Source organism: Streptomyces sp. 378 (assembly GCF_030124145.1).
GTDB lineage: Bacteria > Actinomycetota > Actinomycetes > Streptomycetales > Streptomycetaceae > Streptomyces.
The window spans coordinates 180,729-193,114 of the sequence record NZ_JASKMS010000014.1 but is presented as its reverse complement, the minus strand read 5'-3'; the positions used below and the strand labels follow the sequence as shown (position 1 = coordinate 193,114).

Here is a 12,386-nt window from a genome sequence, read left to right as displayed (position 1 = left end):
CAGGGGGGACCCCCAGAGCACGCACCGAACGCCGCTCCTTCTCCCACGGAGATCCATCAGAAGGGGCCTAGCCCCGTCCGGACGCCTCTGACCAGCCGTGCGGCCGGTCAGGAGGATCTGGCCAGGGCAAGGACGACGTTGTGACCGCCGAAGCCGAAGAAGTGGCTGACGGCGACGCGGACGTCCTGCCGACGGGGCTCCTTTGCAGTTGCCCCAGCGTCAGGTCGGGCCGGATCTCGTCCTCCGGGACGCGGAAGGCGCTGGTCAGGATGGAACGGACGGTGGTGTGGGTGTCCGGAACGGCGTTTCCTTGCTGTGGTCAAGGGTGGGCGGGGGCGGACCGGGTGAGTTCGGCGATGCCGGCGTCGAATCCGATCGGCGGCTCGAAGCCGAGGTCGCGGCGGGCGGCGGTGAGGTCGAAGTAGTGCGGATGGAGCAGTTCCGCGACGAGGAAGCGGCTCAGGGCGTGGGTGCGGGTGCTCCGTGCCGCGCGCAGGAGCGCTTCGCCGGCGCCGGCTGCGGCGGTCGCGAGCCGGGGCGGCAGGGCGCACCAGCGGGCGTCGAGACCGGCGGCCCGCAGGAAGTGCCGGGTGATCTCGCGCAGCGGACGCGGATCGTCCTGGCCGATGAAGTAGGCGCGGCCGCCCGCCTGCTCCGGTGACTGCCGTAGCCGGTCCAGGGTGAGCAGATGGGCGTGGGCGGCGGTACGGACATGGGTGGTGTCGACGAGGTTGGAGCCGTCCCCCGGCATCGGCAGCCGGCCGACCCGCACGGCACGCGCGAGGGCGGGGACGAAGTGGGGGTCGCCCGGCCCCCAGATGATGTGCGGGCGCAGCGAGACGGTGGCCAGCTCCGGGCCGTGCGCGGCCAGCACCAGGGCCTCGGCGCGGGCCTTGGTGGCGGGGTAGGCGGCCAGGTGGCAAGGGGCGTGGGGGAGGCTCTCGTCGACCCCTTCCAGGCCGCCGGGCCGGAAGGCGACGCTGGCCGTCGAGGTGTAGAGGAGCGTGCGGACGCCGTGGACGCGGCACTGCTCGATCACATGGCGGGTGCCGACGACGTTGGTGGCCCAGTAGGGCCGCGGCGGGCCGCTGACGCCGGCCAGGGCGGCGTTGTGGACGACGGCGTCGCACCCGGCGACGGCGCGCGAGACCGCCGCCGGGTCGGCGAGGTCGCCCACGTGCTGCTGGACGTCGAGCTCCTCCAGCGCGGTGCTCGGGCGGCGGCACAGGGAGGAGACGACGTCGCCGCGTGCGCGCAGTCGACGGCAGATCTCCCTGCCGAGGAAGCCGCTCCCGCCGGTGACCAGTACCTTCATCGGCTCCTCCCGCGCAGGCGCCGGGCGGCCCAGCCGGCCAGGCGCATGCGGTCGATCTTGGAGTTGTGCCGGGGGTCGGTGGGGAAGCGGGGGCGGATCAGCAGGGCGCCGACGCGGTGGCCCTCCGGATGGTCCTTCAGGGCCGCGCGCACGGCTGCCAGGGCAGCGGCGCGGGAGGTGGAGGGCAGGGGTTCGACGCACAGGACGGGCAGTTGGCAGACGGCCGTGCCGACCCCGACCAGGGCGGTGCGCCGGATGCCGGGTGCGGTGTCCGCGGCCGCCTCGATGTCCTCGGTGGCCAGGGTGAAGCCGGAGCCGGTGACCAGGTGGGCCTTGCGGCCGAGGAACCACAGCCGGCCCTCGTCGTCGAGCCGGCCCAGGTCCCCGGTGCGGTGCAGCACGCCGTGGTCGGTGTCGCTCTTGGCGACGGCGTCGGCGTCGGGACGCGCGTGGTAGACGGGGCTGACGGTGGGACCGGAGACGGCGATCTCACCGAGCCCCGTGGCGTCGGCGTCCAGGATCCGGGCGCGGAGGCCGGGCAGGGATCGGCCCAGACAGGTGCCGGCGTGCCCGGCTGGCGGCCGGTCGCGCGTGGCACGCAGGTCGTGGTCGTCGATCGAGGAGACGGGCAGGCACTCCGTGGCGCCGTACACGCTGAGGATCTCGGCGTCGTCCGGAACGGCCTCGCGCAGGGCTTCGGCGAGGCGGACGCGCAGCGGGGCGCCGAAGGACAGGACCTGCCGTACCGAGGGAAGCGTGACGCGGTGGCGGGCACAGTGGCGGGCGATCAGGGTGAGGACGGCGGGAGACGCCAGCAGGATGCTCGCCCGGTGTTCCAGGATCGGCCCGACGAGTTCCTCCGGCGAGGTGCGGGCGGGGGCCAGGTGGTTGACGGCCGGGGCGAGGGTCGTCATCCCCAGCAGCGGGCCGAGCAGCGTGACGGGCAGGAACCCGGCGAGGAGTACGTCGTCGGGCCGGGGGTCCATCAGAGTCGTCAGCGCGTCGAGCTGGCCGGCCAAGGTGCTGTGGCGGTACTCCGCCCCCTTGGGCCGTCCCGTGGAGCCGGACGTGAAGGCGATGAGGGCCGGTCCGTCGCCGTCGGGCTCCCGCGTCTGCGGAAGCGGGCCGTCGGCGGCCGGCGCTCGGGTGACCAGCCGCCGCGCCCCGGGGAGCGGTGGGGATCCGGTGACCAGGGGGATCCGGACGTGGGGGCGGCCCCACCCCAGGGCCCGGCGCCCGAGGTGGGCCAGCGGTTCCCCGACGAAGACGTCCGGGGCGACGTCCTCCAGGCAGCGGCCCACCTCGGCGCGCGGTTCGATCAGCACGGGGACGGCGCCGAGGAGGCCGAGGGCGTAGGAGACGGCGGTGAGGTCGTGGGCGTCGCGGGTCATCACGACGGCCTTGTGGCCGGGCCGGACCCCCGCGTCGCGCAGGGCCCGCGCGAGGTGGTGGCAGCGGCCCACCAGCTCGCCGCGACGGGTCGTGCGGGAGGTTCCCTTGCGGCATTCGACGAGGGCGACGGCATCGGGCCGGTCGGCCAGGCGTGCGGCGATACCGGGAACGGTCACGGTGCCCCCTGGAGGAAGTCGCGGATGAGGTCGCTCAGTTCGGCCGCGGCGTCTTCCATCACGAAGTGCCCGGCGTCGGGGAAACGGTGGATGACGGCGTGCGGGTGGCGGCGCGCCCACTCCTCCAGCAGGACCGGGGTGAACACGGGATCGCGCATGCCCCAGCCGATGAGCAGCGGCAGCTCCGCCAGACCCGGTCCGGCACCGGGAGGGTCGAGCAGCCGCCAGACGGGGTCCGACGGGCCGCGGGGGATCGCGCGCACGGCGTCCGTGACGGCCCTGCGTTCCCGCCTGCGGACGTAGGGGCGCAGGAACGCCCGGCGCTCGGTCGGCGGCAGCGGGCGGTGCACCCCGGCGTGGACGGCGACGCGGGCGAACGCGTTGGTGGCGTGGACGAATTCCGCGACCGGCCGGTGGTCACGGATCCAGCGCAGGTAGAACGGCAGCCGGAAGCCGTCCGGGAAGGGGAAGGCCAGGGTGTTGCAGACGACCAGCCGGGCCACGACCCCCGGATTCCGCAGCGCCCAGGCGATGCCGAGCGGGCCGCCCCAGTCATGCAGGACGAACGTCCAGCCCCGCTCCGGCAGGCCCGCGTCCCGCACCAGGTGGCGGTGGAGACCGTCCAGGCCTTCCAGCTGGGCCTCGTAGGGGTCAGGGACGCCGTCCGCCGGCCGCAGATGCCGGGACAGCCCGAAGCCCGGCAGGTCGGGTGCCACGCAGCGGGCGTGCGGGGAGAGCCGGCGCAGCAGCGCGCGCCAGACGTAGCTCCACGAGGGGTTGCCGTGCAGGAACAGCACCGGCGGGCCGGAGCCGAGGTCGAGGTAGTGCTGTCCGGTGACCGGCACCCGCCGCCAGTGCCGGGGCTCCGGATAGCCCGGCAGCAGCCGTGCCCGGGTGGTGGCATCCGGTACCGGGGCGTGGCCGGCTCGTGCGGTCACCACCGGACGACAGCCAGGCCGAAGCTGAAACCACTGGCCAGGCCGATCATCCCGACCAGGTCCCCGCTCTCGATGCGGTCGGCCTCCCGGGCCTTGGCCAGTTGCAGGGGCAGGGACGCCGCCGCGCAGTTCCCGTGCTCGGCCACCGCTGGCATGCACCGGTCCTCGGGGAGGGAGAACGAGTCGATCACCTCGCGGTACTGCGGCATGGCGATCTGGTGGAAGGCGATGAAGGCGAAGGCGCCGCAACGCGCCGCTTCCAGTTCCTCCCCGGCCGTGTCCAGGATCCGGGGGAGCACGTCGAGCGCGCTCTGCCGCAGGTCCCCGTTCAGGCGCAGGGTGGTGTGGTCGTCGTGGACGGAGAGGTGGTGCATGCTTCCTCCGCCGGCCACCGTGCACGCCTGCCAGGCCGGGGAGTTGCTGACGAACCGCAGGGACAGGATGCCGGGGTCGCCGTCGCCCGCGGGGCCGGCGGTGAGCACCATCGCGGCGCCGGCGTCGGAGGCGGTGTAGCCGGGCAGGGCCCTGAACAGATCCTCCCGGGTGGGGGCGTGCCAGCGGGTGGCCAGGGTGGAGGGTTCACCGCAGGCGATGAGGACCGTGCGGTAGCGGCCGGTCTCGATGAACGACGCGGCCACCTCCATGGCGTTGAGGAAGCTGTTGCAGGCGTTCTTCACGTCGAACACCGGGCAGGAGGCGCCCAGTTTGGTGGCCACGATGTGGGCCGTGGCGGGTTCGACCAGGTCCTGCGAGGTCGAGGCGAACAACAGCAGGCCGATGTCGTCGATCTTCAGGGCCGCCTCGTCCAGCGCCGAGCGGGCGGCCTTCACGGCGAGGTCGGAGGCGTTCTCGCCGTCCTCGTGCACATGGACTCCCCGGACCCCGGTCAGATCCTCCAGCAGACCGGGCGACGGTGCGTAGCCACCGGTCTCGGTGATCTTCACGCGGATCTCCTCCAAGGTCCGGTAGCGGGACGGAAGATGAGCGGAAACGGCGGCGATGCGCGCGCGGAGGGCTTCGGGCACCGCGTCACCGTAACGACGCGCTGTACGCCGCCGGGCCGGAATGCCGTTTGTGCGGTGGTCTCCACCCCAACGAGTGATCCGCAGCGGATTCTTCGTTCCCCGAACCCGTCCCAGCCGCACCATATGACCCGCAACCGGCACGGGAAGACAGGGGACTTGACGATGCACCAGCTCGAACGAGCCGTGGCGGTGGTGGGTGTCGGCTGTCGCCTTCCCGGTGGCGTCACGGACCTGGACGGACTGTGGTCCGTGCTGCGTGACGGGCGGGACGTGGTCGGCGAGATGCCCGCCGACCGGCTGCCCCGGGACCGCACCGTCGACCCGGGTCCCGTGCGGCCCGGCCGCAGCTACACCGCCGCCGGCGGTTTCCTCGACGACGTGGCCTCCTTCGACGCCGCCTACTTCGGCATGTCGCCCGCGGAGGCCCGGCACATCGACCCGCAGCAGCGGCTGCTCCTGGAGATGGCCGCCGAGGCACTCGACGACGCCGCCATCCCCGCCGAGTCACTGGCCGGGTCGGACACCTGCGTGTACGTGGGCGTCTCCGACCCCGGCTACGGCGTGAGCCTGTCGATGATGCAGAACCACACCAGCCCGCACACCATGCCGGGCGCCACCCTGTCCATCACGGCGAACCGGATCTCGTACGCCTTCGACCTGCGCGGCCCGAGCATGGCCGTCGACACGGCCTGCTCCTCCGCCCTGGTCGCCCTGGACCGGGCCTGCCGCACCCTGCGCGAGGGCACCGGCCGCGTCGCCCTCGTCGGCGGTGTCAACGTGCTGTCCAACCCCTACTCCTTCGCCGGGTTCTCCTACGCGAACATGCTGTCCCGGCGCGGACGCTGCGCGGCGTTCTCCGCGGACGCCGACGGCTTCGTCCGAGCCGAGGGCGGCGGGGTGGTCGTCCTCAAGCGCCTCGCGGACGCGGTGGCGGACGGCGACCGCGTCCACGCCGTACTGGCCGCCACCGGCAACAACACCGACGGCCGCAGCACCGGCATGATCGTGCCCAGCGCCGAGACCCAGGAGGCGCTGCTGCACACGGTCTACGCCGAGGCCGGCATCGACGCGGACGACCTGGTGTACGTCGAGGCCCACGGCACCGGCACACAGGTCGGCGACCCCGCGGAGGCCGAGGCCATCGGCCGGGCGCTGGGCCGGCGCCGCCGCCGCGGCCCGCTGCCGATCGGCTCGGTGAAGTCGAACGTCGGCCACCTCGAACCCGCCTCGGGCATGGCCGGCCTGCTGAAGGCCATCCTGGTGCTGCGCCACCGGCTGGTACCGGCGTCCCTGCACGCCCTTCCCCTCAACCCCCGCATCGACTTCGACGGCCTCGGACTCGCCCCCGCCGTCGAGCCCGTACCGCTGGAGCCGGGCGAGAGGGCCGCCGTCGGCGTGAGCGCCTTCGGCTTCGGCGGGGCCAACGCCCACGCCGTCCTCACCCCGCCCGCCGCCGCCCGGGATCCCGAGCCGGGCCCGGCGCCGCAGGGCCGCCCGCTGCCGCTGGTCGTCTCCGCGCGGTCGCCCAAGGCGCTGCAGCAGATGACCGCCCGCATGGCGGAGCGGCTGCGGAACACGGCGCCGGAGGAGTTCTACGACCTGGCTCGTACCAGCACCGTACGCCGCACCGCGCACCCGCACCGCGCCGCCGTCCTGGCCGCCGGGCCGCAGGACGCCGCCCGGCAGCTGGACCGGCTGACGGCCGGGGAACCCGCCCGCGGGGCCGTCGTACGCAAGGGCGAGCGGGACGGAACCGCGTTCGTGTTCTCCGGCAACGCCTCCCAGTGGCCGGGCATGGCCGCCGACCTGCTGGAGAGCGAACCGGCCTTCCGCCGGGCCGTCGAGGAGGCCGACGCGGCCCTGGCGCCCCACCTGGGCTGGTCGGTGACCAAGGAACTGGCCCACCCGCGCCCCCGGACGTGGCAGCGCACCGAGATCGCCCAGCCGGTCCTGTTCGCCGTGCAGGTCGGCCTGACCGCACTGCTGGCCTCGCACGGGGTGCGTGCGCGGGCGGTGACCGGACACAGTGTCGGCGAGGTCGCCGCCGCCCACACCGCCGGAGCCCTGACACTGGAGCAGGCGGCGCTGGTGATCGCCGAGCGCAGCCGCACCCAGGGCGCCACCGCCGGCCGGGGCCGCATGGCCGCCGTCGGCCTGCCCGAGGCACAGGCTCGCGAGGAACTGCTCCGTCACGACGGGGCACTGGAGATCGCGGGCATCAACAGCGACCGTGACGTGACCGTCGCCGGGGACGCCGACACGCTGGCGGCCTGGGGGGCCGAACTCACCGGCCGCGGTGTCTTCTTCCGCGAACTGGACCTGGACTACGCCTTCCACAGCCGGGCCATGGACCCCATCGGGGAACCCCTGCTCGCCGCACTCGACGGCCTCGAACCCGCCCCGGCCCGCATCCCGTTCCTCTCCACCGTCACCGGCACCCCGCTGAACGGGACCGAACTCGACGCCGAGTACTGGTGGCGCAACGTCCGCGAACCCGTCCGGTTCGCCGAGGCCGCCGCCCGCCTCGCCGACGGGCACGCCGGCCTCCTGGTCGAGATCGGCCCGCACCCGGTGCTGCGCCCCTATCTGCGCCACACCGGCGCCACCTGCGTGGCCACCCTGCACCGCGACGGGGACGGCCCCCGCGAGACCGCGGCGGCCGTCGCCGCGGCACTCGCCGCCGACACCGCGACCGACTGGAGCCACCACTTCCCCCGCCCGGGCCGGGTGGTCGACTTGCCCGCCTACGCCTGGCAGCGCGAACGGCACTGGCACGGCGCCCCACAGGACCTCGTCAAAGCCGCCATCGGCAGCGGCCTGCTGGACCATCCGCTGGTGGGCGAGCGGATGCCCGCCCCGCACCCCGTGTGGCACGGCACCGTCGAACCGCAACTGGTGCCCTGGCTGGGCGACCACAGGATCGGCGACGACGTCCTCATGCCGGCCGCCGCCTACGTGGAGATGGCGTTGAGCGCCGGCCGGCGCGCCCTGGAACGCCCGGTCGAGGTACGGCACCTGGAGATCGGCCGTCCGCTGTCCGTGCCGTGGCCCGACCCGACGCCGGTCGCCCTGCAGACCTCGGTCACCCCCGACGACGGCGCCGTCACCATCAGCGTCCGTGAGGAACACGGCGGGGAGTGCGTGCCCGTCGTACGCGCCCAGGTCCGGACCCTGCTCGGCACGGCACCCGCCCCGCTCGACGTCGACGCGCTCCGAGCACGCTGCGACCGCGGCCTCGACGGTCCGGACTTCTACCGGACCTGCCACGGCATCGGGCTGAACTGCGGTCCCGACTTCCAGCTCATCGACCACATCGACGCCGGCGACGACGAGGTGCTGGTCAGCTACCGGCTGCGGCACGACACCGACGCCTACACCGCCCACCCCGTCCTGATCGACGCGCCGCTCCAGGCCACCGTGGCCCTCGCCGGGGCGCAGGCGGAGTCCGCCGCGTTCCTGCCGACCGTGTTCCGGTCCGTCCGCGTGTGGCGCACGCCCGCGCCCACCGGCGTCGTGCACCTGCGCCGCCGCAGCCGCAGCGCCAACGAGATGTGCTGGGACATCACCTACGCCGACCCGGACGGCACGGTCACCGCCGAGATCGAGGGCTGCCGCACCCGCCGCGGCCACATGATCGAGCGCGTCCCGCTGACCGTCCAGCACACCGTCCTGCGGGCCGCCCCCCACCCGGCACGTCGCGCCGCGCCCTCCCCGCTTCCCGAGCCCGTCGAGGTGGGGCGCGCGGCCGAACCGCGCATCGCCGCCGCCCGCGCCGCCCTGGACGACGACGGCCACCGCCGGTTCACCGCCGCCGCGGAACAGGCCGGCGCCCACTGCTGGGCGGAGACGCTGCGCGGACTTCTCACCGACCCCTCGGCCCCGTTCTCGATGGCCGACCTGGTGGCCGGGGGCATGCAGCCCCGGCACCGGCGGCTCGCGCGGCTGATGCTCCCCCTGCTGGCCGAGCACGGCCTCGCCCGGCAGGCGGAGGACACCTGGCAGCTGTCCGGCGCGCAGACCAGGGCGGAGGCGCTGCTGCGCGACCTGGTGGAGGACCATCCCGCGTTCGGCGCCCGCACCCTGCTCCTCAACCGGCAACTGCGCCGACTGCCCGACGTGGTGCGGGGACGCGCCGACGCCCGCGAACTGCTGCCCGCCGCGGACGGCACCTTGGAGCTACTCCACGAGACGGACCCGGCCCACCGCTTCACCCACCGCGTCGTGCAGGCGCTGCTCGGCGACATCGTCGCCCGCTGGCCGGCCGACCGTCCGCTGCGCGTCCTGGAGTTCGGCGCCACCACCACCGCCCTGACGGCAGCCGTCCTCCCCGTCCTCCCGGCCGACCGGACCCGCTACACCTGCACGGCCGCCGCCCCGAGCGTGCTCACCCGCGCCGAACACCGCTTCGCCTCCCACGACTTCGTCGACCACCGCACCCTGGACCCGGACGCCGACCTGATCGGCCAGGGCCTGCCCCCGGGCGGTTTCGACCTCGTCCTCGCGGGCGACGCCCTGCACGCCACCACCGATCTGGCCGCGACCCTGAGCCGGCTGCACGGCATGCTGGCCCCCGGCGGGCACCTGCTGGTCACCGAAGCTCACCACGCCCGGCTGCAAGCCCTGCTGTCCGGCGCGCTGAACAACTTCTGGGAGCGCGGCGACCACACCCTGCGCCCGGCCTCCCGCATCCTGCCCCGCGACGCGTGGGCACCGTTGCTGGCCCGGTGCGGTTTCCCGCGCGTGGCGCAGACCGGGCCCGAGGACCGTTCCGTCCTGCTCGCCGCGGCGGACCACGGCCCCGTGCCCGATTCGGAGCCGCTGCGGACGGGTCCTGGCGCCGCCTGGGTGGTCGCCGTGGAAGACGCCACCGAGCTGCCGACCGCCCAGGCGCTCACCGCCCACCTGGGGGAGGCCACCGTGGTCACCGCGCCCGACGGTGCCGCCGCCTGGAAGGCGGTCCTGCCCACGGCCCCCGATCCACACCTCGTCCTGCTGCTCGCCGAGACCGGCCCGCACAACACCGTCGCGCCGACCACCCGTCGCGCGGCGATGCTGCGATCCCTGGCCGCCGCCTGCGACGACCCGCAGGGCCGCACCGGCCCCGGCATCTGGCTCGTCACTCGCCCCACCGGGCTGTTCCCGGCCCCGGAACAGCCGACGCACCCGGTCGACGCGGCCGTCTGGGCGGCCTGCCGCACCCTCGCCAACGAGCGGCCCGACCTGCGCCTGCGACGTCTGTCCTGCCACCGCACCGGTGACGCCGGCGCCGACGCCCGCCGCCTGGCCGGGGAACTGCTCGCACGCGGCGACGATCCGGCCGCCCGGGAGGACGAGATCGTCCTGACCGCCGACGGCCGATTCGTCCCCCGGCACATCCAGCATCCGGCCGACGAGCCCCCCGGCGTTCCGGCCGGTGCTCCGTTCATCCTGGAAGCACGCGACCCCGGCCTGCGCAGGCGGCTGGTCTGGCGGCAGACGGACCTTCCCGAGCCCGGCCCGGGAGAGGTCGCCCTCGAGATGCGGGCCGTGGCCCTGAACTACCGCGACCCCATGCGGGCCAACGGCCTGCTGCCGCCCGAGGCGGTGGAGAACAGCCCCATCGGCCGCGGGCTGGGCACCGACGGCGCCGGCGTCGTGCGCGCCGTCGGAGAGGGAGTGCGAGATCTGAAGCCGGGGGACCGGGTCTGCGGCCTGGTGCCCGCCGCCCTCGCCTCCCACGCGACGGCCCCCGCCGCCGCCGTCGTCCGCATCCCCGACGGGATGAGCTTCACGGAGGCCTCGACCTTCCCCGTCGCCTTCCTGACCGTGCACCAGACCCTCGTCAACCAGGCGGGCCTTCGCTCCGGGGAATCCGTGCTCGTGCACGGCGGGGCCGGGGCGGTGGGCCTGGCCGTCCTGCAGTGCGCCCGCCGGCAGGGCGCCCGCGTCATCGCCACCGCCGGCACGGAGACCAAACGGGACCTGCTGCGCACCCTCGGAGTCGAGCACGTGCTCGACTCCCGCACCCTGGACTTCGTCCCACGAGTCCGGGAACTGACCGGTGGCCGGGGCGTGGACGTCGTGGTGAACTCCCTCAGCGGCGAGGCCATCGCCCAGGGCCTCGACCTGCTGGGCCCGGGCGGCCGGTTCATCGAACTCGGCAAACGGGACATCTTCCTCAACAACCCGATCACACTGCGCCCCTTCGACCGCAGCCTCACGTTCATCGGCTTCAACCTCGACACCGCCATCGACGACCCGGAACGGGGCTCCCGTCTCCTCGCCGACTTCGAGGCGGAGGTCGCCTCCGGCACGTACCGACCCCTGCCCCACACCGTCCACCCCGCCGCCCGGGTCGAGGAGGCCTTCCACCTTCTGCAGCACTCCCGGCACACCGGCAAGGTCGTGGTCACCTTCGACCCGCTGGACGAACCCGTCCCCGTGGAGCCCGCGCCCGGCACGCTCCGCCTCGACGGCGACGGCACCTACCTGATCACCGGCGGACTGAGCGGACTCGGCGCCGCCACCGCCCGCCTGCTGGGCGACCGCGGTGCCCGGCACCTGGCCCTGGTCTCCCGCGGCGGACCCGACGCACCCGAGGCACCGGCCCTTCTGCGGGACCTCACCGAACGTGGCGTGCACGTCACCGCCCACGCCGCCGACGTCACCGAGGAAGCGGCGCTGCGCCGGGTCCTCGACGCCGTGGACGCCACCGGGCACCGGCTGCGGGGCGTGGTGCACGCGGCGATGCACATGGACGACGCGGCGCTGGCCGACCTCACCGACGACCGGTTCGCCGCCGTACTGGCGCCCAAGGCGGCGGGCGCGGCACTGCTGGACCGTCTCACCGCCGACCGCGACCTGGACCTGTTCCTCACCTACTCCTCCGTCTCGGCCGGTATCGGCAATCCGGGTCAGGCCGCCTACGCGGCGGCCAACGCCTACCTGGAAGCCCTCACCCGGGCCCGCCGCGCCGCAGGCCGGGCGGGTACAAGCCTGGCCTGGGGGCCGATCGGGGAGACGGGCTATGTGGCGCGCAGCGGCATGGGGGCCGCGATGTCCGGACGCGGTCTGGAACTGCTCACTCCCGCCGAGGTCCTGACCACCGCCGACCGCTGCCTGGCCGCCGGTACCGATGTCGCGGGCGCGGGCCGCTACCGCTGGGGAACCGCACGCCACCTGCTCCCCGCCCTGGCCACCCCCCGGTTCGCCGCGCTGGCGCCGTCGTCCTCCGCCGTGTCGGCGGACGCGCGCAACGAGCTCCTGAGCACGCTGGCGGATCTCCCGGCCGACGAGGCGGTGCGCGAGATCACCGGCACGATCACCCGGCTCCTCGCGGACGTCCTGCAGACCGATCCGGCCGACCTGGACCCCGCGCTCAACGTCACCGACTTCGGTCTCGACTCGCTGCTGGGCGTGCAGTTCCTGACGCAGGCGAGGGAGCTGTTCGACATCCGCCTCGGACCGGCCGACCTGGCCACCGGCCGCACGCTGTACCACTTCGCCCGCCTGATCCACCAGCGGCTGGACCTGGGCACCGGCGCGTAGGGGGCGCGGCCCC

General features: G+C 74.6%; 5 protein-coding genes. 1 reads left to right on the top strand and 4 read right to left on the bottom strand.

Translation table 11 applies throughout. From position 1 onward, the window contains the following. Positions 1-319: 319 nt before the first annotated feature. The 4 genes from QNO09_RS20650 to QNO09_RS20635 are packed head-to-tail and all read right to left on the bottom strand — an operon-like array spanning position 320 to position 4,846. Positions 320-1,315 carry an NAD-dependent epimerase/dehydratase family protein gene (locus tag QNO09_RS20650; RefSeq protein WP_283971692.1) on the bottom strand — a complete coding sequence of 332 codons (996 nt, stop codon included), beginning with the start codon at positions 1,313-1,315 and terminating at the stop codon, positions 320-322. Beyond that, positions 1,312-2,883, bottom strand: coding sequence for an AMP-binding protein (locus tag QNO09_RS20645; RefSeq protein ID WP_283971691.1), 1,572 nt, complete (start codon positions 2,881-2,883; stop codon positions 1,312-1,314). The genes QNO09_RS20650 and QNO09_RS20645 overlap by 4 nt, the downstream gene beginning before the upstream one ends. Continuing rightward, positions 2,880-3,821, bottom strand: coding sequence for an alpha/beta fold hydrolase (locus QNO09_RS20640; RefSeq protein WP_283971690.1), 942 nt, complete (start codon positions 3,819-3,821; stop codon positions 2,880-2,882). The genes QNO09_RS20645 and QNO09_RS20640 overlap by 4 nt, the downstream gene beginning before the upstream one ends. Next, positions 3,818-4,846, bottom strand: coding sequence for a 3-oxoacyl-ACP synthase III family protein (locus QNO09_RS20635; protein WP_283971689.1), 1,029 nt, complete (start codon positions 4,844-4,846; stop codon positions 3,818-3,820). The genes QNO09_RS20640 and QNO09_RS20635 overlap by 4 nt, the downstream gene beginning before the upstream one ends. A 162-nt stretch (positions 4,847-5,008) precedes the next feature. On the opposite strand from QNO09_RS20635, the gene QNO09_RS20630 reads away from it, so the two are divergent. Continuing rightward, the gene (locus QNO09_RS20630; protein ID WP_283971688.1) at positions 5,009-12,373 is read left to right on the top strand and encodes a type I polyketide synthase; all 7,365 of its coding nucleotides are present in this window, start codon (positions 5,009-5,011) and stop codon (positions 12,371-12,373) included. The last annotated feature ends 13 nt before the right edge of the window (positions 12,374-12,386 follow it).

Excerpts from the sequence above, each read along its gene's own strand:
- QNO09_RS20650 (WP_283971692.1), bottom strand. The coding sequence starts at position 1,315 with ATGAAGGTACTGGTCACCGGCGGGAGCGGCTTCCTCGGCAGGGAGATC.
- QNO09_RS20630 (WP_283971688.1), top strand. The coding sequence starts at position 5,009 with ATGCACCAGCTCGAACGAGCCGTGGCGGTGGTGGGTGTCGGCTGTCGC.